Here is a 21,085-nt window from a genome sequence, read left to right as displayed (position 1 = left end):
TGATCCGCTTAAACGTAGAACCGGTAGCCGTCGGAAATTTCCGCGCCGAGCTGGTTGTTGCGCGAGACGAAATCCTCCAGGAATTCATGCAGGCCCTGATCCATGATGTCGCGGATCGCTCTGGTCTGCAGCGTCGTGCGGATTGCATCGGCGGTATCGTGGGCAGGCAGCCGCTCGCCATAATCCTGGGAGAGATAGCCGAGATTGCTGACGATCTTCTCGTAACAATAGGCAAGCGAGCGCGGCATCTGGACGTTCAGCGTCAGGAAGTCGGCGATGTTCATCGCCCGGTATTCGCCGTCATAGGCCCAGCTATAGGCGCGGTGGGCAGAGACCGAGCGCAGGATCGATTCCCACTGCACGTTGTCGAGTGAGGAGCCGACGGCCGAGACCGAGGGCAGCAGCACGTAATATTTCACGTCGAGGATGCGGCTGGTATTGTCCGCCCGCTCGATGAAGGTGCCGATGCGGGCAAAATTATAAAGCTCATTGCGCAGCGTCGAGCCATGGAAGGCGCCGCGGATCAGCCCGGCTCGGCGCTTGATGGCGTCGATTACCTCCGGCATTTCGGCCGGCTTGACGCGCTTTTCGAGCAGCGACTTCAAATCGATCCAGCATTCGTTGGTCGCTTCCCAAGTCTCCCGCGTCAGCGCCGTACGCACCATGCGGGCATTGTTGCGGCCGGAATCGATGCAGGACATGACGCTCGACGGGTTGGCCCGATCGCGCAGCAGATAGTCGATCGCATCGGCATTCGTCAGCTTGGTGTGGCCCTCGTCATAGGCTTCGCGCACGCCCGCACTTTGCAGCACACCATCCCAGTTGTCGTCGCCGGCGCTGCTGCGGGTGAGCGACATGCGCAGTCCGGCATCGACCAGGCGGGCGATATTTTCGGCGCGCTCGATGTAGCGGAACATCCAGTAGAGGCCGTTTGCAGTTCTTCCGAGCATCAGTCCTCCAATACCCAGGTGTCTTTGGTGCCGCCGCCCTGGCTGGAATTGACCACCAGCGAACCCTGTTTCAGGGCCACGCGGGTGAGGCCACCCGGAATGATCTGAACCTTGTCGGAGACGAGCACATAGGGGCGAAGGTCGACATGGCGCGGCGCAATGCCCTTGTTGACGAGGATCGGCACGGTGGAGAGCGACAGCGTCGGCTGGGCGATATAATTATTCGGCTTGGCCTTCAGCTTCTCGGCGAAATCGGCGCGCTCCTTCTTCGATGCCGTCGGTCCCACCAGCATGCCGTAACCGCCGGAGCCGTGCACTTCCTTGACGACCAGCTCTTCCAGGTGTTCCAGCACGTATTTCAGGCTTGATGCTTCAGAACACCGCCAGGTCGGCACGTTTTCGAGCAGCGCCTTGCTGCCGGTGTAGAATTCGACGATCTCGGGCATATAGGAGTAGATCGCCTTGTCGTCGCAAATGCCGGTGCCCGGCGCGTTGGCAATGGTGATATTGCCGGAGCGATAGACATCCATGATGCCGGGAATGCCGAGCGCCGAATCGGCCCGGAAGGTCAGGGGATCGAGGAAGTCGTCGTCGACGCGGCGGTAGAGCACGTCGATCGCCTCGTAACCGCGGGTGGTCCGCATCTTCACCTTGCCGTCGATGACGCGCAGATCCGAGCCCTCGACCAGTTCGACGCCCATCATGTCGGCGAGGAAGGAATGTTCGTAATAGGCTGAATTGTAGATGCCGGGCGTCAGCACTGCGACGCGCGGCTTGCCGGTGCAGCCGGGAGGCGCGAGCGAGGCGAGGCTCTGGCGCAAGAGGTAGGGATAGTCCTCGACGCGCTGCACCTTGTTCTCATGAAAGAGCTCCGGGAACATCTGCATCATGGTTTCCCGGTTTTCCAGCATGTAGCTGACACCGGAGGGCGTGCGGGCATTATCCTCCAGCACGTAGAACTGGTCCTCGCCGGTGCGCACGATGTCGGTGCCGACGATATGGGTGTAGACGCCGCCGGGCGGGCGGAAGCCGATCATCTCGGGGATGAAGGTAACGTTGTTTTCGATCAGTTCGCGCGGAACGCGGCCGGCGCGGATGATCTCCTGCTTGTGGTAGATATCATCCAGAAAGGCGTTGAGCGCGATGACCCGCTGCTCGATACCCTGCGCGAGCTTGCGCCATTCGCGGGCGGAGATGATGCGCGGAATGATGTCGAAGGGAATGAGCTTTTCGGAGCTGTCGGCATGGCCGTAGACCGCGAAGGTGATGCCGGTCTTGCGGAAGATGTTTTCCGCATCGCGGGACTTGGCAATCAGATGCGACCGGTCTTGGCTGTTGTACCACTCAAAATATTTTTCATAAGGCGGACGAGGACTTTCGTCCCCGGTAATCATTTCATCAAATGCCAAAGGTGCTGCTCCCCTTTTTTGTTCATTTGAATACAACGCAAATTGCAATGCAAGAACCATGCGCAGTTCGAGGAAAAGATTTTGCGTTGCGGGAAACAGGGGGAAATGGGGCGTCTGGGGCGAGGTGGCGTCGGGGTGGTGGACGGTTGACCCGCAGCGATTGCGTAAAATGTGGGCAGGTGATGGTTTTTCGGTCGGTCGCGATAGAGCATCCGGTGGTGAGGAGAGGGTGTGCTGTGTGGCACCCCCCTCTGCCCTGCCGGGCATCTCCCCCACAGGTGGGGAGATCGGCACGAGGTTGGACCATCGCTCCCTCTCTGCTGTATCGAAATAACTGCGCGGTCGTTGTTTGGGGAAGCCATCGCGCCCAGCCGATCTCCTTCCTTGTGGGGGAGATGCCCGGCAGGGCAGAGGGGGGTGCCACACGGCATGCCCGTTCTGCACTCGTCATAGGAACCGCGCGGGTCATCCCTATCCCCACCATCAGGCAAATTTCAAATAAGCATCAACGCTTCGCCTTTGACTGCGACTGCCGCTTCCCGCTATCAGCACGATGAAACCTCCTCTTCCCGAGCAGTCTCATGTCCCTCGATCGCCTTGCCCCCGCTCTCTTCGTCCTGCTCTGGTCCACGGGCTGGGTGGTGGCGAAATATGCGGCGCTGCATTCCGAGCCCTTCACCTTTCTGTCGATACGCTATGGCCTCTCGGCGCTCGCCTTCCTGGCGCTTTGCCTGGTGGCGCGGGCGCAATGGCCGAAGAGCCGGGCGACGTGGCTGCGTGCCGTCTATTCCGGTTTCTTCCTGCATGGTTTCTATCTCGCCGGCCTCTGGTGGGCGATCGCCAATGGTGTGCCGGCCGGCATATCGGGCATCATCGCGGCGCTGCAGCCGTTGATGACGGCGATGGCGGCTCCCTTTCTCGTCGGCGAGCGATTGCAGCAGGCACAGAAATTCGGCCTCGCTCTCGGCTTCGTCGGCATTGCCATCGCCATTTCGCCGAAGCTGTTCGATCCGGCGACCGCCGATCTCACCCATGCCGCCCTGCCGCTGGCGATCAACCTGATTGCCATGGGATCCGTCACCTACGGCACGCTCTATCAGAAGAAACACCTGCAATCCGGCGACCTCAGGACTATCGCGACGCTGCAATATATCGGCGCGCTGATCCTCACTCTGCCGCTGTCGTTGATCTTCGAACACCAGCATTTCGACGGTACGGCGCGGGCCTATGCGGCGCTTGTCTGGTCGGTCTTCGGCCTGTCGATGGGGGGTGTCGGGCTGCTGCTTTATCTGATCCGCCGGGGGCAGGTGTCCCGCGCCGCGTCGCTCATCTACCTGATGCCGCCGGCCGTCGCGCTCGAGGCTTTCGTCGCTTTCGGGGAACCGCTGACCCTGCCTTTGATCCTGGGTACGGTGGTGGTGGTGACGGGTGTCTATCTGACGAACCGCAGGACAGTCGAGCCTAGGCCTGCCGAGGCGTAGATAAAAAAAGGCCGGGACATGCCCGGCCTTTCCGATTTTCAGTCAACTGAGACTCAAGCGCGTTCGCGACGCTGGCCACCGCCGTTGCGGGAGCCGGAGCCACCGCGGCGATTGCCGCCGTTGCCGTCGCGGCGCGGTTCGCTGCCCTGGGCCTGTTGCGGGCCGCGATCTTCGCCGTGCTTGCGGGCCGGGCGGCCGTGGGCATGGCGGCCGTTGCCGCGGTGATGGCCGCTCGGCTCACCATTGGCATGGGCGCCATTGGGGCCGTTATGGGCAGGACGCTGCGGCTTTGCCGAGGGGCGGAAGTCGGAGGTCGAGACCAGATCGTTGTCGGGGCCGAGATTTGGCGTGGCCTCGCCGCGGCGCTGGCCGCGGAAATCCTCGTTGCGAGCCGTGCGTTCGGGACGCGGCCGGCGCTCCTGGCGGTTGCCGCGATGCTCGGAGCGACCTTCGCCGCCACGACCCTCGCCACCACGACCCTCACCACCACGACCCTGGCCGTTGCCGCGATTGCGGTTGTTGCCATTGCCGTTGGCGCGGCGCGGGCCGGCGCTGTTCATGTTTGCCGGCGCTTCGCCGCTGGCAACCGTGATGTCGATGCCCATCAGGCGCTCGATATCACGCAGCAGTCTGGCTTCGTCGGGCGCGCAGAAGGCAATCGCGATGCCGTCGCGGCCGGCGCGCGCCGTGCGGCCGATGCGATGAACATAGGCGTCCGGCACTTCGGGCAGGTCGTAGTTGTAGACGTGGCTGACGGCCGGGATGTCGATGCCGCGGGCGGCAACGTCGGTGGCGATCAGCGTCTTGATGCTGCCGTCGCGGAAAGCCTTCAACGCCCGCTCGCGCTGGCCCTGGCTCTTGTTGCCGTGGATCGAGGCGACGGAATACCCGATGTTTTCGAGATGCTTCATCAGCTTCTCCGCACCATGCTTGGTGCGCAGGAAGACGATGGCGCGGCCATCCGGGTTTTCGGTCAGCGACTTGCGGAGCAGTTCCGTCTTGTCGTTCTTGCCGCCGACGAAATGCACATACTGCTCGACCTTGTCGGCAGCCTTGCCGGGCGGCGTGACTTCGACCGTGACCGGATCGACCAGATATTCGCCGGCGAGATCGGCGATCGACTTCGGCATGGTGGCCGAAAACAGCATGGTCTGGCGCTTCTTCGGCACCAGCTTGGCGATCTTGCGCAGATCGTGGACGAAGCCAAGGTCGAGCATCTGGTCGGCTTCGTCGAGCACGAGATAGCGCACTGTGGTCAGCGTGATGGCGCGACGGTTGACGAGGTCGAGCAGGCGGCCGGGGGTCGCGACCAGGACATCGGTGCCCTTTTCGAGCTGCAGCTGCTGCTTGTTGATCGAGACGCCGCCGACGACGACGTTGACGCGCAGATGCGATTTGCGGATGAACTTCTTCAGGTTGTCGGCGATCTGGTTCACCAGTTCGCGGGTCGGCGCCAGGATCAGCGTCCGCGTCGTACGGTTGTCGGGACGGCGCTCGTCGGCAAGCAGCTTTTCGATCAGCGGCAGGCCGAAGGCGGCAGTCTTGCCGGTGCCGGTCTGAGCAAGGCCGATCAGGTCGCGGCCTTCGAGGAGGAGAGGGATGGCCTGTTCCTGGATCGGCGTCGGCGTTTCGATGCCGAGCTGGAACAAGGTGGCGACGATCGGCTTGGAGACACCAAGCGATTCAAAATTAGTCAAGGCATAACCTTTCGGGGCGCCAAAACGACTAGCGCCGGAACGCACCATGCGATCCGGTTTCATTCTGGCGTCAAGAACCCCGCGTGAAGTGGGAACTTGTGAGTTGGAAAATGCTTTCCAGCGCTTCTGGCCGCTCATGGGAGTGCGGCGCTCTATCGAAATGCGCTTTTGTCCCTTCTTCCTGCGTTTGTATTTTCTAGCAGGGGCACGCTCACGCGGCGGCCGGAAGGGTGAAAGCTGACCCGCATTTGGGCTAGTTCGCCGATAAAGTCAAGTGCGGTGCACAAGAAAGCCTCAGCGTGGATCGGGCGACGGCATTCTCAGTATAAAGCTTTCCGAGGCGCTTTCCGCGCCGTTGACGAGGATGGCGATGCGGTGTTGGCCGGGATAATAGCGTCGCGTGGTGATCGGCCGTATGGCGTGGCGGCGCTCGATCGCGTGACTTTGGCCGGGGGCGAGCATGATCGTCTTGCACTTGAAGACCTTGGGCGAAAGCGAACCGTCGCCCTTCACGTGATGGATGGCGTAGTCGATCATCAGCGATTGCGGGGCCTCGCCGGCATTCCTCACCCGGATTTCGAAATCCAGCCCTTCGCCGAACACCACTTCCGCATTCTGCAGCCGCAGTTCGCATTCGAGGGAAGCCGCTGCCCCGAAGCCGAAATTGGCGAGCGCCCGAGCGTGGCCGTTTTTCAGAAGCGTGCGCGAGGCATGTTTCAGCAGCCGGCGGCGCTCGGCGGAGGCGTCTTCGATATGGTCGGCGATGAAGGCGGCGACCAGATCCGGGTGATCCTTGGCGATATCGTTCAGGCTGTTGGCGACGGAGCGGCGCACATAATCTTCCGGATCATCGATCAGGGCGGTCAGGATCGGCAGGATGGGCGCCGGGTCCTTGACGAGTTGCGGCAGGCGCATCGCCCAGGGCAAGCGCGGCCGCGATCCCTCACTCGCCAGCCGGCGTACATGCTGATCGGGATCGCCGGTCCAGCCGGAAATGATGGCGAGAGCACGTTCCTGATCGCGGTGGATGAAGGAGCGGATGCCGAATTCGGCGGTGAAATGCGGCGTCAATGCCTTCAGCAGATCGAGGCCGAGATCGAAGTGATCGGGACCGCGTGCGGCGATGAACTGGTTGACCGGCAACAGCATCCAGCCGGACAGGCCGGGCCTGCCCGCGGTTGGCAAACTTGCCTTCAGGATGGCGGCGGCCTTCGTAAAATTATCGGGAAGCGTGGCAAACAGCGCATCGCGGATCAGCGCCGAGCGCTTCATCAGTTCCAGCGAGCCAAGACCATCGGTCGCCAGCGTGACGAACCGGTCTCGGTCGAAGGAAGGGGCATTGGCGGCGATGCGATCCGCCATGTCGCCGACCAGCGTCTCGTGCAGCAGGTTCTTGAGCGGTTCCGGCATGCTGGTCCTTTCTCAAGCTTTCAACGTATCGGCGCCGTCGATTTCCTGGGAATGAGTGTCGGAGCCGAGATCCGGATACGGTCGTCGACAGAGCTGTCACCTGCAAGAAGATCAAGGGCGTTCGATGCAATTTGTTCGAACGGTACCCGCAACGTTGTGAGTGGCGTGGGGAGGTGGCTGACGATCGGAATGTCGTTATAACCGATGATCGAGATGTCCTGCGGCACGGAAAGGCCGAGTTTCGTCAGTGCCGACAATGCGCCGATGGCCGTGTTGTCGTTGACGGCGAAAACAGCGGTTGGGCGCGAACTGAGACGCATCAGTGTCTCGATGGCGACTGCGCCGGATTCGATGCCGAATGTCGAGGGAATGATGTAGGAGGGATCTGCATTCAATCCCGCTTCTTCCAGGGCCTGCTTGAACCCCTCGACACGCCCCCGCGAGCTGGAGGCGTAGGATGGTCCGGCGATGACGCCAATTCTGCGATGGCCGAGATCGAGAAGATGGCGGGCCGCCAAGTAACCACCGAGCCTGTCGTCGCCGACCGACGACAGGCTGTGGCCATCTGTCCGAAGAGCGAGGACATACGGGACGCCGCGCTTTGCCAGCTCGTCCGGAAAGTCATCGTCATCCCGCGCAGTTGAAAGAATCAGTCCGTCGACGCCGCGCTTTAGCAGAGATTCAGCCGCCAGCCGGTCCGCCTTCGGTTTGTCGTCGGTGGTGGCGACAATCGCGAAGCGGCCACTGCGGCTGCAGGCCTTGGCGAGTGTTTCGTAAAGCATGGCCATAACCGTATCCGTCAATCTGGGCACGATCACCCCGACCGTCATCGTGTTGCCGCGCCTGAGGCTCGCGGCAGAAACGTCCCTGACATATCCAAGTTCTTCAGCCACCTTGCGCACGCGCCGTGCGGTCTCGCTTTCGGAGCGTGGAAGCCTCTCGTCCAGAATGCGGGACACGGTGGACTTGGAGACGCCGGCTACGGCAGCAACGCTGTGAATAGTGATGCGGGACTGACCAGGAAATTCGTCCGTCTTTGAATTCATTGAGCCTTTTCCATTCGAGTCGGCCAGCGGGACTGCCATTTCAACCATGCACCAAAAAAGATGTTGACTCCAGGGAATTCGAGAACGATATTGGGAACGTTCCCATTAACGATCCCATCGCTGGTCGCAAGTGAACGGCGATTGCCTAAGGAGGAGACCTAGATGCAACCGATGGATATGCGCGGGCTGAGCCCGGCCCCCGTTACCGCTTTCACCCGCGATGGCGAAGTTGATCACAAAGCCAATGCCAAAATCGCAAAATGGCTGGTGTCGATGGAGGGCGTCAAAAGCCTCGTCATCCTCGGCCATGCTGGCGAGGGCACCTTCCTCACAGAAGAGGAGCGGCTCGCTCTCATCCGCACCTATGTTGAAGCAGTCGACGGCGCCGTGCCGATCATCGCCGGGATTACCGGTGAAGGCACGAAGGTCGCCGCGGAGGAAGCCAGGAAGTGCAAGGCGGCGGGTGCCACCGGCGCGCTCGTCTATCCGAACCACGGCTGGCTGCGCTTCGGTTTTCAGAAGGGGGCGCCCCAGGATCGCTACAAGGCGATCTGGCAAGAATCGGGCCTGCAGTGCATCCTGTTCCAGTATCCAGATGCCACTAAGGCATCTTACGATCTCGACACACAACTGGCCATCGCCACCCAGGAAGGCGTCGTCGCCACCAAGAATGGCGTGCGCAATATGAAGCGCTGGTATGTCGAAATTCCGGAACTGAAGAGGGCCAATTCTGATCTGCAGGTTCTGAGCTGCCACGATGAGTGGCTGCTGCCGACCATGTTCGACGTCGACGGTCTGCTTGTCGGTTACGGCAATATCGCGCCGGAACTGCTGATCGACCTGATCAAGGCCGGCAAGGCGCAGAACTACCCGGCAGCCCGTGAGATTTTCGAACGCCTTCTTCCGGTGACGCGTGCTGTTTATCACCGCGGGTCGCACATGGAAGGCACGGTGGCCCTCAAACTCGGCCTCGTGCATCGCGGTATCCTTGACCATGCAACGATCCGTGAGCCGCTGAAGAACCTTGGCGAAAAGGCCGAAGCGGATATCTTCGCTGCCTTCGACGCGGCCGGTATCGGCCGGGTCGACCAGCTCCTGGCTGCCGAGTGACCCATTCGACGCCCCTGTGCATGTCGCAGCGGCGTCGAACCTCTCATCGCATCTCTGGAAATGGCGAGGTCGTGAAGGCAAGTCCGCCTTTTTGAAGCCCAATGCACCGACAGGACGACTTGATACGCAGCAGCAACCATCAAGCAGCAGCGCCCCTGGCCGGGAGAGTGGAAAGCCAGAGGGCGAGAAGGAGGAACCAATGAATGTCATGCAGCCTATCCCGGCTGAGACGGCGAATATCGTCGATCCTCAGGCCGAAATCAGCGCTCGTCTGGAGCGTCTTCCCATCACCCGTGAGGTATTCTGGGCGCGCAATATCGTCGGCGCCGCGACGTTCTTCGACGGCTACACGGTCATCGCCATCGCCTATGCCATGCCTGTCCTCGTGCGTGAGTGGGGCCTGAACCCCGCACAAACCGGCATGATCCTGTCGATGGGTTATCTCGGACAGTTGATCGGCGCCATCCTGTTCGGCTGGCTCGCCGAAAAGGTCGGCCGGCTGAAAGTTCTTCTGTTCACGATCCTGCTCTTCGTCAGCATGGATGTCGCTTGCCTGTTTGCCGCCGGTGCCGGCACGATGATGGCTTTCCGTTTCGCCCAGGGGATCGGCACGGGCGGCGAAGTGCCGGTCGCCAGCGCCTATATCAACGAGTTGATCGGGTCGAGGGGGCGCGGCAAGTTCTTCCTCCTCTATGAGGTCATGTTCCTGCTCGGTTTGGTCGGCGCCGGGCTGATCGGCTACTTCATGGTGCCGATCTATGGCTGGAAGGCGATGTTCGTCGTCGGCCTCGAACCGGCAATTCTCATGATCCCCTTGCGCTGGTTCCTGAAGGAATCGCCGCGCTGGCTCGTTGCCAACGGCCGCTATGAGGAAGCAAACGCCATCGTTAGCCGGATGGAAGAAAGTGCTCGTGCTGACGGCAGGGAACTGCCCGAACCGAAGCTCGTCCAAGCGCCGGTTCGTCGCACCTCCGATTGGCGCGAGCTATTCCAGGGGATTTACCTGAAGCGAACGCTCTCCATCTGGGCCATGTGGTTCACTGCTTATACGGTGGCCAACGGTACGATCACCTGGCTGCCGACACTCTATCGGCAAGTCTTCAACCTGCCGCTTCAAACCAGCATCTTCTATGGTTTCCTGACGTCGGTCGGAGGCGTGATCGCCGCCGTCATCTGCGCGCTGCTCATCGACAAGGTGGGGCGAAAGCGTTGGTATACGGGTGCGCTGCTTCTCGCTCCCCTGCCGCTTCTGGCTCTCGCCTGGCTAGGGGCGACCTCGGCCATGCAGGTTTTGGTTCTTGGCGGTCTCGCTTATGCAATCGTCCAGACTGTTACCTTCTCCCTTTACCTTTACTCGGCGGAAATCTATCCGACGCGCCTCAGGGCGCTGGGAACGGGAACCGGCAGCGCTTGGCTTCGCCTGGGATCGTCGACCGGCCCGATCATCGTCGGTACGCTGATGTCTTCCATGGGCATTCAGTATGTCTTCGCGAGCTTCGCAGTCATTCTGATGGTCGGCGCGATTGTCACCATGCTGTTTGCCGTGGAAACAAAGGGGCGCGTGCTCGAGGAGCTTTCTCCGTAGGGGATGGAAATCCGGTTGATCGGCTTTGACCTGGCGGATGAAAATCCGCCAGTTTCATTTGATCGTCGTTGATGGCGATTGGACCGGCGCCGCCGGGGAGGTCAAGCGGCGCCGGATGCGGTTTTTCTATTCCGGGCAGACCTGGACGCGATAGGGCTCGCCCCAACGATCGCGTCGCCATTCGATATGGCAATAGGCTGGCCGGTAATAGGTCCGGTAGACCGGGTACGGGCGATGTGCAGGGTAGGCGGGATAGACAGGGTAGGCGGGGCGGGCTGCCTCGGATATCAGGGCGCCGCCGACGACGCCGGCGGCAAGGCCGCCCCAGAAGGCATCGCGTGGACGGGCATCGGCGGTGGTGGCGGTGGCGAGCGAGGCGCCGGCAAGGGTCAGCGCGATCAGGCCCGTCGCCATGGTCTTATGAAGAACGGACATATTGCTATTTCCTTATCTAGACTGGCTTTCATAAAGCCGTGTCCAGGTTCCGCCCGGATCGCGGCGGCGCGATGGCCATGCAAGCGCCTGCCGCATTAAATTTTCGTCATGATTTCAACGGATGCCGGTGTATCAAGCTTGTGGGATTGCCGCCGATGGCGGCGTTCTTTCAGTCTCGCGCAAGCCCGGCTTCCAATGTGGCGTATCTTTTGTTCGATGAGCCGGCTCGTGAAATTTCCCCGCTGAAAATTATGGTTAAAACCTTGTTAAAAGCCTTGGCGTTATAGTCTTTGTAGTTGATATTTCATTCATTGCGGGAGCGACAATTTCTTGAAATCAGCCGGGGACATACTGGAATTGGCTTGCCGCCGGATCGCCGATCTGGACACCCCGGCCTATGTCAAGAACAGCGAACTGCGCTATGTCGCCGTCAACGAGGCCTATGCCGACTTCCTGGGCCGTGAGATTTCCGATTTCATCGGCAGACGCAGCCGCGAGCTCTTCGACCGTCCCGAGGAAGAGGAGCGCGAGGATAGAGAACGCCGCGCGCTGGTGTTCGGCACCGAGGAAAACGCCATCTGTTTCGACGCCGCGGGCCTCGGCCACGAGCGCATCCAGATCGAAAGCTTCTCGCCGTCGCCGGATCGGGCCTATGTGCTCGGCATTTTCGAAGTGCGCGAACGGCGCCGCGCCATCGGCGGCAGCGGGATTGCCGGCAGCCCCGAGACTGCGGCCGATTTTGCTGAGGTGCGCGAGGCGCTTGAGAAGCTCGACCATCCGATCGGCATCTTTGCCGCAGATGGCCGCCCGCTGGTCGTCAACGCCGCCTATCGCAACGGCGCAAAGCCGGCTGCTCCCAACGATACGGGCTGGCACGAGAGCGTCAACGAACGCGATCTGTTGCGCACCATCATGGAGGACCTGCCGGTCGCGGTTTTCGTACGCGACGACAAACACCGCCTCGTCTATGCCAATCAGTATTACGAGAGCTTCAGCGGCTATGAACGCTCTGAGGTGCTGGGGATGACCGAGCACGAAATGTTCGGGCCGGAGGACGGAGAGGCGATCTACCAGGAAAACCGCCTGGCGCTGGAAGATGGCCTGTCGAAGGAGATCGAAAGCCAGATGCCGGGCAAGGATGGCCGCGTTCATCCGCTCATCTCGCGGGTCAACCGCGTCGTGACGGCGGATGGGCGCACCTATGTCGTCGGCTCTTTTTCCGATATCGCGCCGCTCAAGGAGCGGGAGACGGCGCTAATCGAGGCGAAGAAGCAGGAAGAGGTTCTGCATCGGGATATCGAGAGCATCCTGCGCTCACTGCCGATCGGCGTGCTGATCCTCGATAACGACCACCGTATTCTGTACGTCAACGACGAGTTCTACAGCATCTGGGAGCTGCCACTCGACGATCCCTTCGACGGCCGCCCCTTTATCGACGTCATCCGCCGCAATTTAGAGCTTGGACGCTATGACGGCAGGCAGACGCCGGAGGAGATCTACGCCTTCCGCAAGCATCTGTTCGAGGCCGAGGTTCCCGAGCCGATCGAGCTCGGCTGGGCGGGCGGCAAATCCGTCATCTTCGACAGCCGCCGCATCTCCAACGACCGCATCCTGCTCACCTATGCCGACATTTCGGCAGTGCGCGAGCGGGAAAAGGAAATTCACGAGACCCGCGCAGCACTCGAGCGGGTCGGCGAGATGATGCGCGATGCGACGCATGCGATGTCGCAGGGTCTTGCCATCGTCCAGGATGGCATCATCAAGATGTCCAATGCGGCGATGGCCGATATCCTGCAGATTCCGCCCGCCTATATCGAAGCCGGGCAGGGTTGGCTCGGCATGTTCGAATATTGCGCGGCGCGCGGCGATTTCCATGATGCCGCAGCCGAGATCCTGCAGGGCTGGCGCGACAATATCGCCGCCAGGCTGCCGATTTCCACCGTCTTCCATGTCGGCGGCGAGCGCTGGGTGAACATGGATGCGACGATCAGCGCGGGACAGCATTGGGTGGCGCTCTTCACCGACGTCACCGAACTCAAGAGCCGCGAGGAGGAGTTGCGCCATCTCTTGTCGCGTGCCGAAGCCGCCGACCGCGCCAAATCCGAATTCCTCGCCAATATGAGCCACGAGATCCGCACGCCGATGAACGGCGTGCTCGGGATGGCGGAGCTGCTTGCCAAGACCAATCTCGATACGCGGCAGAAGACCTTCGTCGACATCATCGTCAAATCGGGCAATGCGCTGCTGACGATCATCAACGACATCCTCGACTTTTCGAAGATCGATGCCGGGCAGATGAAACTGCGCAAAGCCGCCTTCGATATCACCGAAGCGGTGGAGGACGTGGCTACACTTCTATCCTCGCACGCCGCCGAGAAAAACATCGAACTCTTGGTGCGGGCAGCACCGGATCTGCCCGCTGCCGTGATCGGCGATGCCGGGCGTTTCCGCCAGATCGTCACCAATCTCGTCGGCAATGCCGTCAAATTCACCGAGCGCGGCCATGTCTTCGTCGATGTCGGCTTCGAGCCTGCCGCCGGCGGCGAGATCATGGCGAGCATCCGCATCGAGGATACCGGTATCGGCATCCCGACGGAGAAGCTCGAAACGGTCTTCGACAAGTTCTCGCAGGTCGATGCCTCCTCGACCCGGCGGCATGAGGGAACAGGCCTCGGGCTGGCGATCACTGCCGGGCTCGTCGACCTTTTCGGCGGCTATCTCAACGTCGAGAGCGAATGGGGTAAGGGCTCGGTCTTCACCGTCACGCTGCCGTTTGCGGTGGCGGCAGCCCGGCTCGAGCCGAAACCGCTGCCGATCAACGTGCAAGGCGCGCGCATCCTCGTCGTCGACGACAATGAAGTGAACCGGCGTATCCTTACCGAGCAGCTGTCGCTCTGGGGCTTCGACGGCGTGGCCGCCGAGGGCGGCGGTACCGGTCTTGCTATCCTGGAGGCGGCAGCCGATCTCGGCGTCACCGTCGATGCCGTGGTGCTCGACTATCATATGCCCGATATGAACGGCGCTGATGTCGCGCGCCGGCTGCGCGCCGATCGTCGTTTCGTCGAGCTGCCGATCATTTTCCTCACATCGATGGATATTTCGGGCACGGAAAAGGAATTCGCGGCGCTGAACGGCCAGGCGCATCTGATGAAGCCGGCGCGCGCCAACGTGCTTAGAAATACCGTCGTCGAAGTCGTGCGCGCCAGCCGCGTCAAGCAGGCTTCGGAAGCCGAGATTGCCCGGCTGCAGGCGGAAGCGGCGGTGCCTGTGCCGCCGCCTGCACCGGTGCCGCAGCCGCGGGCGGCCGAATTCGTCGATGTGCTCGTCGCCGAGGACAACGAGGTCAACCAGATCGTCTTCACGCAGATCCTGCAGGGAACGGGCCTTTCCTTCCTCGTCGTCAACAATGGCGAGGAGGCGGTCGCCGCCTGGGAACGGCATACGCCGCGCATCATCATGATGGACGTGTCGATGCCTGTTATGAACGGCCATCAGGCGACCCAGACGATCCGCGAACGGGAAAAGGGGCAGGGCCACCGGGTGCCGATCATCGGCGTCACCGCCCATGCCCTCGAAAGCGACCGCGAACTCTGCCTCGACGCCGGCATGGACGACTACATGTCGAAGCCGATCAGCCCGGAATTGCTGGAAGAGAAGATCCGGCAATGGCTCGGCAAGGACGAACAGCAGCCGGGACGAACCAGCTACTGATTCAGGATAATTCATCGGCAGCGATGGTGGTGTCGAGCGTCAGTGCTTTATGCCGCACAGCATTTCGCGCTTGCCGGCGAAGCCCTGGCGACGTTCGACGGCAAAACCTGCGGCGATGAGATTGCGGCGCACGAAGCCTGCCGCCGCATAGGTGGCGAAGGTGCCAGCGGCCGTCGTTTTTTCGTGTACGCGCCGCATCAGTTCCTCCGACCACATGTCGCCGTTACGCGACGGCGCGAAGCCGTCCAGATACCAGGCGTCGAAGCCGGGCTTTGCGGCTGCAACGCCATCGAGCGCTCGGCCGCAGACGACGCTGAGCCTGGTCTGGGCATCGAGGTCGAGCGAGACGGTATCAGCAGGCGTTTGCGGCCAGGCTGCCGTCAGCGCCTCGCTTTCGGCGTCGATCTCCGGCCAGTGGGATAGGGCTCGGCCGATCTCCTCGCCGCGCATCGGGTGGAGTTCGAAGGAGATGAAATGCAGATGCTGGCCGGCCGCGCGGTGCAGTTTCCATTGCCGCCAGGTCTCGGCGAAGTTCAGGCCGGTGCCGAAGCCGAGTTCGCCGATCACGAATGCCTGGCACGCGTTCCATCGTTCCGGTAAGCCGTTGCCGGCCAGAAAAACGTGGCCGCATTCCAGCCGCCCATCGGTCTGGCAATAAAAATGATCGCCAAAGGCTGGGGAATAGGGCATATCGCCCTCGCGCCATTCGAGCGGCTGCGGCGCGCCTGCGCCAATCTGATCGGGGTTCACGTCTGTCATGGAAAAAGCCGATAATCCTCGGCCGGTCTCAGGTCAATCATCCTCAGAACTGCTGATCGTCGGCGGCGGCATCATGGGGCTCTGGGCGGCCGTCCATGCCGAGCGCCGCGGCATTGCTACGCTGATCGCCGATACCGGCAGATTGGGCGGTGGCGCGAGCGGCGGCCTGCTCGGCGCGCTGATGCCGCATATGCCGGACCGGTGGTCTGCTAAGAAGCAGTTCCAGTTCGATGCGCTGGTTTCGCTCGAAGCCGAGATCGCCATGCTCGAAGCGGCGAGTGGACTTTCCGCCGGTTATCGCCGGTCCGGGCGGCTGATTCCGCTGCCGAAGCCGCATCTCAACAAAATCGCACGCGGCCATTCCGAGGACGCCGAACGCCATTGGCGGGCCGGCGAGCGCCGCTTCCACTGGCATGTGGTCGGCAGGCCGCCGGTGGAGGGCTGGATAGAAGCATCTGCCGGCGAGAGCGGTTACGTGCACGACACGCTCGCCGCCCGCGTTGCGCCCCGCTCGTTGATTGCGGCGCTCGTCGCCTTTCTCCGGAGGGCAAAACATGTGCGCATCCTGGAGCATGCAGCGGTTGCCGGTCTCGATCCCGATCGCGGCACGGCCGAGGTGGGCGGCGAGACGGTCGCTTTCAATCACTGTATCCTGGCGGCCGGCCATCAGTCCTTTCCGTTGCTGCAGGGCCTGACGCCGGGGCTGAAACAGCCGCTCGGCCAGCCGGTCAAGGGACAGGCGGCGCTGTTAAAGGCCGATCTCGACCCGGCGCTGCCGACGATCTTTCTCGACGGGCTTTATGTCATCGCGCATGAGGGCGGGCATGCGGCGATCGGCAGCACCAGCGAGAACCGCTTCGAGGATCCCACTTCGACCGATGTCCAGCTCGAGGCGCTGATCGAGATGGCGCGCGGCATCGTGCCAATCCTTCGCGACGCGCCTGTTGTCGAGCGCTGGGCGGGACTTCGCCCGAAGGCCGTCGACCGCGATCCGATGATCGGCCGCCATCCCGATCACCCGCGCCTGATTGCGCTGACCGGCGGCTTCAAGGTCAGCTTCGGCCTGGCCCACCGGCTGGCGGAGGCGGTGATCTGTATTGCAGGCGATAAAGACTGCGGATTTTTGCTGCCGGAGAGCTTCGCGATTTCAAGCCACATCGCAGCGGCTTCTCGTTAAACGTGAATTAGCTGCAGCTGCGTTTCGTTATTCTGTCATGCAAATCACCTATTTGCTTGCGCATCGACAGCGCCCACCGGCGCTCCTTTTCCTGATGGAGGAAATCGCATGCGCTATGCCATTTGCTTCACGCCTCCGGCGAGCGACCCGCTATCGCTCATGGCCGCCCATTGGCTTGGCCGAAACGTGTTTTCAGGCGATATGCTGGAGCCTCCGGCAGTTCGTGGTCTGGGCATTCATGAGATCGCCTTCCATACGGCCGTGCCGCGGCGCTATGGTTTTCACGGCGTTTTGAAGGCGCCGTTCCATCTTTCGTCCGATCTGTCCGAATCGCAACTCTTGCGCGATCTCATGCGTTTTTCCGGGACTGTCCTTCCCTTTCAGATTCCGCGTCTCGAAGTCGCCCGGCTCGGGAATTTTTACAGCCTGCTGCCGAACGTTCCCTGCGAGCAGATCCAATATCTTGCCTCAGTGATCGTGCAGGAATTCGACCGTTTCCGCGCGCCGCTGAGCGAGGCCGACATCGAACGCAGCGATCCGGACGGTCTGTCGGCGGCGCAGTTCTCAAACCTGCATCGCTGGGGCAATCCTTACGTGATGGAAGAGTTCCGCTTCCATATGCCGGTGACGGGCCCGGTCAACGCGATCGACATGCCGCGCATCGAGCCGGCGCTGCGAACGATTTTCGAGCCCGTGCTCATGGAACCGGTCATCGTTTCGAATGTGGCGCTGATGATCGAGGAAGGCACCGGCGGACCTTTCCGGGTTCATTCGCTGCATCCGATGGGCAAGGTCAGCGCTCGCAAGATCGCCTGACATGAGATAAGCTAACGTATTGCGCAGCAAGGATAAAATTCCGCTGCGCAGTTTCCGTCTCGACATTCCGGCTGCGGATGCTACCGTTCTCCGTCTTTTCAGAAGGTGATTTGATGGTATCCGAGACTTATCCGCGTAATCTCGTCGGCTATGGGCGCCAGACGCCCGATCCGAAATGGCCTGAAGAGGCACGCGTCGCCGTGCAGTTCGTCATCAATTACGAGGAGGGCGGCGAAAGCTCGATCCTCGACGGCGACCCGGCGTCCGAAAATCTGCTGTCGGAGATCGTCGGCGCGGCCGCCTGGCCGGGACAGCGCAATCTCAACATGGAATCGATCTATGAATATGGTTCGCGCGCCGGTTTCTGGCGGCTCTGGCGGATGTTCACCGATCTCAAGGTGCAGGCCACCGTCTACGGTGTGACGTTGGCGATGGCCCGCAATCCGGAAGCCGTCGCGGCGATGAAGGAAGCCGGCTGGGAGATCGCCAGCCATGGTTACCGCTGGCTGGAATACAAGGATTTTCAGGAAGATCTGGAGCGCAAGCATATTCTCGAAGCTGTGCGCCTGCACACCGAACTCACCGGCGAGCGCCCCTACGGCATGTATCAGGGCAAGCCTTCCGACAATACGCTACGGCTTGTGCAGGAGGAGGGCGGCTTTCTCTACTCCTCCGATTCCTACGCCGACGACCTGCCTTTCTGGGTCAAGGGCGTCGATGGGAAACCCTTCCTGATCATTCCCTATACGCTGGAAACCAACGACATGCGTTTTGCAACGCCGCAGGGTTTCAACACCGGCGATCAGTTCTTCACCTATCTCAAGGATGCCTTCGATACGCTCTATGAAGAAGGCAAGGCGGGCAGCCCGAAGATGATGTCGGTCGGCCTGCATTGCCGTCTCGTTGGGCGTCCCGGCCGTGCAGCGGCGCTGAAACGCTTCATCGAATATGTGCTGAAGCACGACCAGGTCTGGATTCCGCGCCGCATCGAGATTGCCGAGCATTGGCACAAGCACCATCAGCCGGACGCGATCTGATGCTATCGCGCGAGGATTTCGTTTCCCGCTTCGGCGGCGTCTTCGAACATTCGCCTTTCATCGCAGAGCGTGCCTATGACATCGGCAGCGTGAGCGAGCCGCTGACGGCATCAGGCGTGCATGCGGCGCTTGCGGAGGTCTTCCGCGCGGCAAGCCGGGAGGAACGTCTCGGCGTGCTCCGAGCCCACCCCGACCTTGCCGGGCGTCTTGCCATATCCGGCGAACTTACCGAGGACAGCCGCCGGGAGCAGTCCGGCGCCGGTCTCGACCGCTTGAGCCCTGCCGAGCACGCCCGCTTCACCGAACTCAATTCGGCCTATGTCGAAAAATATGGCTTTCCCTTCATCATCGCCGTCAAAGGACTCGGCAAGGAGGATATTCTGGAAGCTTTCGAAACACGGATCGGCAACGGCCGGGACCAAGAATTTTCTACCGCGACTGCGCAGGTCGAAAAGATCGCGCTGCTGCGTCTGACCGCGATGCTGCCGGAGGCGGAATGAAGGAGAGGCGTGCCATCGACTATCTCAATGACATGCAAAAGGCGGCATCCGAAGCGCTGTCCTTCATCGGCGGATTGGATGAGGCGGCTTTCGCCGAGGACCAGCTCACTTTCAAGGCCGTTGCCTTCTGCCACTTCACCATCGGTGCTGCTGCATCCCGTCTGCTGGTGACGCATCCGGAATTTGCCACCGAGCATCCCGGCCTGCCGTGGACGAAGATCTGCGGTACAGGCAATCGCATCCTCGACGATGTCTTCGATCTCGATCCCTCGGACATCTGGGAGGCGACCTATCGGACGCTGCCGGAGCTTCTTCGCGAGATCGATGCCGTCCGTAACTGGCATGCCCAAGGTGAGTGAGGCGATGCCCGAATTTCTCGACATTCGCCGGCTCACCAGTTCCGCCTTCGCTCCCTTCGGCGAGGTAATCGAAGCCGATCCGGCCTCGATGCGGCTCATCAATGGCGGCACCACCGAACGGTTTCACGCGCTGGCCGCAGCGGAGGCGGCGGGGGAGGGCGCCCGCGTCATCATCAATCTCTTTCGCGGCCAGCCGCGCAGTTTCCCCTATGATATCGATATGATGGAGCGCCATCCTTTCGGCAGCCAGAGTTTCTCGCCGGTTTCCGGCCGTCCTTTTCTCGTCGTCGTCTCCGACGACGAGAACGGACGCCCGGGCAGGCCGCAGGTGTTTCTGGCGCGCGGGGACCAGGGCGTGAACTACCGCCGCAACGTCTGGCATCATCCGCTGATGGCGCTTGGTCAGGTCTCGGATTTCCTGGTCGTCGACCGCGACGGGCCGGGCAACAATCTAGAGGAATTCTTCTTCGAAACCCCTTACCTCATCAAAGAGCCAGCCCCATGACCGGACTGACCACGCATGTTCTCGATACCGCCCTTGGCAAGCCGGCCGAGCGGCTCAGGATCGATCTTTTTCAGCTCGACGGCGAGATCCGCAGACATCTGAAGACGGTCGAGACCAATGCCGACGGCCGGGTCGACGGCGGCCCTATTCTCGTCGGTGAAAATTTCCACGTCGGAACCTACGAACTCGTCTTCCACGCCGGCGATTATCTGCGCCGCAACGGCACGCCGCTGCCGCATCCGGCCTTCCTCGATCTCGTGCCGATCCGCTTCGGCATCGCCGATGTCACGGCGCATTATCACGTGCCGCTGCTGATTTCGCCCTACGGTTATTCCACTTATCGAGGCAGCTAAATGAGGTTTGCAGCGATCGCCGACATTCACGGCAACCATCTGGCGCTCGAAGCGGTGCTTTCGGCTATTCGCGCTGAAGGCATCGAGGAGATCGTCAATCTCGGCGATTTCTTCAGCGGGCCGCTGGAGGCCGGCCGGACCGCAGACCTGCTGATGCCGCTTGGCCTCATCTCTGTTCTCGGCAATCACGACCGCTATCTGATCGAGCAGGATCCGGCCGCCATGCATGCCTCGGATGCTGCGGCCTATCGGCAACTGACGGGATCCCACCTCGACTGGCTGCGCAGTCTGCCATTCGATGTCGTCTATCGTGGGGAAGCCTATCTCTGCCACGCGACGCCGAAGGACGACAATCTCTACTGGCTGGAATCGGTCTCGCCGGAGGGTCTTGTTTTCCTAAAGCCGATCGAAGCGATCGAGGCGCTGGCTGAAGGCATCGACCTGCCGCTGATCCTTTGCGGTCACAGCCATCTCCCGCGCGCCGTCCGCCTCTCCGACGGCCGGCTGATCGTCAATCCCGGCAGTGTCGGCTGCCCAGCCTATGACGACGATCTGCCTTATTACCACAAGGTCGAAGCAGGCCACCCGCTGGCGAGCTATGCTATTCTGGAAAAGACGGCGGCCGGATGGATATGGCAGTTCCGAACCGTCGCCTACGATCATATGGCGATGTCGGCACTGGCCGCCGAAAGGGGCCGTGCCGACTGGGCGAGTGCGCTGGCGGCGGGTTGGGTGAGATAGCCCA

General features: G+C 61.7%; 20 protein-coding genes. 13 read left to right on the top strand and 7 right to left on the bottom strand.

Features of this window, described 5'->3' with window-relative positions:
* Positions 1-8 precede the first annotated feature (8 nt).
* Together RLEG4DRAFT_RS26290 and RLEG4DRAFT_RS26285 are read right to left on the bottom strand one after the other, a co-directional pair.
* Complete coding sequence (locus RLEG4DRAFT_RS26290) at positions 9-950, bottom strand: alpha-E domain-containing protein (RefSeq protein WP_003581336.1); 942 nt, start codon at positions 948-950, stop codon at positions 9-11.
* On the bottom strand, positions 950-2,359 hold the full coding sequence (locus RLEG4DRAFT_RS26285) for a circularly permuted type 2 ATP-grasp protein (RefSeq protein WP_003581335.1): 1,410 nt from the start codon (positions 2,357-2,359) through the stop codon (positions 950-952). The genes RLEG4DRAFT_RS26290 and RLEG4DRAFT_RS26285 overlap by 1 nt, the downstream gene beginning before the upstream one ends.
* Before the next feature lie 581 nt (positions 2,360-2,940).
* On the opposite strand from RLEG4DRAFT_RS26285, the gene RLEG4DRAFT_RS26280 reads away from it, so the two are divergent.
* Positions 2,941-3,840 (top strand): DMT family transporter, encoded by a 900-nt coding sequence (locus tag RLEG4DRAFT_RS26280; RefSeq protein WP_003581334.1) that lies wholly within the window; start codon positions 2,941-2,943, stop codon positions 3,838-3,840.
* Between the two features lie 53 nt (positions 3,841-3,893).
* On the opposite strand, the gene RLEG4DRAFT_RS26275 is transcribed toward RLEG4DRAFT_RS26280, so the two are convergent.
* The 3 genes from RLEG4DRAFT_RS26275 to RLEG4DRAFT_RS26265 all read right to left on the bottom strand — a co-directional run bounded on the left by RLEG4DRAFT_RS26275 (position 3,894) and on the right by RLEG4DRAFT_RS26265 (position 7,993).
* On the bottom strand, positions 3,894-5,585 hold the full coding sequence (locus tag RLEG4DRAFT_RS26275) for a DEAD/DEAH box helicase (RefSeq protein ID WP_037094179.1): 1,692 nt from the start codon (positions 5,583-5,585) through the stop codon (positions 3,894-3,896).
* Positions 5,586-5,831: 246 nt separating this feature from the next.
* Positions 5,832-6,947, bottom strand: a complete 1,116-nt coding sequence (locus tag RLEG4DRAFT_RS26270; protein WP_003581332.1) for a DNA alkylation repair protein — start codon at positions 6,945-6,947, stop codon at positions 5,832-5,834.
* A 20-nt stretch (positions 6,948-6,967) separates the two neighbouring features.
* A complete protein-coding gene (locus RLEG4DRAFT_RS26265) occupies positions 6,968-7,993 on the bottom strand; it encodes a LacI family DNA-binding transcriptional regulator (protein ID WP_003581331.1) in 1,026 nt (341 codons plus the stop codon).
* 162 nt (positions 7,994-8,155) lie between these two features.
* On the opposite strand from RLEG4DRAFT_RS26265, the gene RLEG4DRAFT_RS26260 reads away from it, so the two are divergent.
* Together RLEG4DRAFT_RS26260 and RLEG4DRAFT_RS26255 are read left to right on the top strand one after the other, a co-directional pair.
* Complete coding sequence (locus RLEG4DRAFT_RS26260; protein ID WP_003581330.1) at positions 8,156-9,103, top strand: dihydrodipicolinate synthase family protein; 948 nt, start codon at positions 8,156-8,158, stop codon at positions 9,101-9,103.
* 199 nt (positions 9,104-9,302) lie between these two features.
* A complete protein-coding gene (locus tag RLEG4DRAFT_RS26255) occupies positions 9,303-10,688 on the top strand; it encodes an MFS transporter (RefSeq protein ID WP_003581329.1) in 1,386 nt (461 codons plus the stop codon).
* A 126-nt stretch (positions 10,689-10,814) separates the two neighbouring features.
* Here the strand turns inward: RLEG4DRAFT_RS26255 and RLEG4DRAFT_RS26250 are convergent, their stop codons facing one another.
* Positions 10,815-11,123 (bottom strand): hypothetical protein, encoded by a 309-nt coding sequence (locus RLEG4DRAFT_RS26250; protein WP_003581328.1) that lies wholly within the window; start codon positions 11,121-11,123, stop codon positions 10,815-10,817.
* Between the two features lie 71 nt (positions 11,124-11,194).
* Between RLEG4DRAFT_RS26250 and RLEG4DRAFT_RS40410 the strand changes: the two genes are divergently transcribed.
* Positions 11,195-11,410, top strand: a complete 216-nt coding sequence (locus RLEG4DRAFT_RS40410; RefSeq protein WP_125869659.1) for a hypothetical protein — start codon at positions 11,195-11,197, stop codon at positions 11,408-11,410.
* A 43-nt stretch (positions 11,411-11,453) separates the two neighbouring features.
* Positions 11,454-14,834: a response regulator gene (locus RLEG4DRAFT_RS26245; protein ID WP_003581327.1), complete on the top strand. Its 3,381-nt coding sequence runs from the start codon at positions 11,454-11,456 to the stop codon at positions 14,832-14,834.
* 39 nt (positions 14,835-14,873) lie between these two features.
* Here RLEG4DRAFT_RS26245 and mnmD read toward each other — a convergent pair whose 3' ends face one another.
* A complete protein-coding gene (gene mnmD, locus RLEG4DRAFT_RS26240) occupies positions 14,874-15,593 on the bottom strand; it encodes a tRNA (5-methylaminomethyl-2-thiouridine)(34)-methyltransferase MnmD (protein WP_003581326.1) in 720 nt (239 codons plus the stop codon).
* Between mnmD and RLEG4DRAFT_RS26235 the strand changes: the two genes are divergently transcribed.
* The 8 genes from RLEG4DRAFT_RS26235 to RLEG4DRAFT_RS26200 all read left to right on the top strand — a co-directional run bounded on the left by RLEG4DRAFT_RS26235 (position 15,592) and on the right by RLEG4DRAFT_RS26200 (position 21,081).
* Positions 15,592-16,770 (top strand): NAD(P)/FAD-dependent oxidoreductase, encoded by a 1,179-nt coding sequence (locus RLEG4DRAFT_RS26235; RefSeq protein WP_003581324.1) that lies wholly within the window; start codon positions 15,592-15,594, stop codon positions 16,768-16,770. The two genes, mnmD and RLEG4DRAFT_RS26235, sit on opposite strands and share 2 nt — an antisense overlap.
* Positions 16,771-16,878: 108 nt before the next feature.
* Positions 16,879-17,586: a DUF1045 domain-containing protein gene (locus RLEG4DRAFT_RS26230; protein WP_003581322.1), complete on the top strand. Its 708-nt coding sequence runs from the start codon at positions 16,879-16,881 to the stop codon at positions 17,584-17,586.
* Positions 17,587-17,699: 113 nt separating this feature from the next.
* Complete coding sequence (gene puuE, locus RLEG4DRAFT_RS26225; protein WP_003581321.1) at positions 17,700-18,623, top strand: allantoinase PuuE; 924 nt, start codon at positions 17,700-17,702, stop codon at positions 18,621-18,623.
* Positions 18,623-19,123 carry a 2-oxo-4-hydroxy-4-carboxy-5-ureidoimidazoline decarboxylase gene (uraD, locus tag RLEG4DRAFT_RS26220; protein ID WP_003581319.1) on the top strand — a complete coding sequence of 167 codons (501 nt, stop codon included), beginning with the start codon at positions 18,623-18,625 and terminating at the stop codon, positions 19,121-19,123. Before puuE ends, uraD begins: the two co-directional genes overlap by 1 nt.
* Entirely contained in the window at positions 19,120-19,482 is a 363-nt protein-coding gene (locus RLEG4DRAFT_RS26215; protein ID WP_003581317.1) for a HepT-like ribonuclease domain-containing protein, read from the top strand. Before uraD ends, RLEG4DRAFT_RS26215 begins: the two co-directional genes overlap by 4 nt.
* Before the next feature lie 4 nt (positions 19,483-19,486).
* Positions 19,487-19,987 carry an ureidoglycolate lyase gene (locus RLEG4DRAFT_RS26210; protein WP_003581315.1) on the top strand — a complete coding sequence of 167 codons (501 nt, stop codon included), beginning with the start codon at positions 19,487-19,489 and terminating at the stop codon, positions 19,985-19,987.
* Positions 19,984-20,340, top strand: a complete 357-nt coding sequence (uraH, locus tag RLEG4DRAFT_RS26205; protein ID WP_003581313.1) for a hydroxyisourate hydrolase — start codon at positions 19,984-19,986, stop codon at positions 20,338-20,340. Before RLEG4DRAFT_RS26210 ends, uraH begins: the two co-directional genes overlap by 4 nt.
* Positions 20,341-21,081, top strand: coding sequence for a metallophosphoesterase family protein (locus RLEG4DRAFT_RS26200; RefSeq protein ID WP_003581312.1), 741 nt, complete (start codon positions 20,341-20,343; stop codon positions 21,079-21,081).
* The last annotated feature ends 4 nt before the right edge of the window (positions 21,082-21,085 follow it).

The organism is Rhizobium leguminosarum bv. trifolii WSM2297 (genome assembly GCF_000271845.1).
This window is presented reverse-complemented; position numbering and strand designations above follow the sequence as displayed.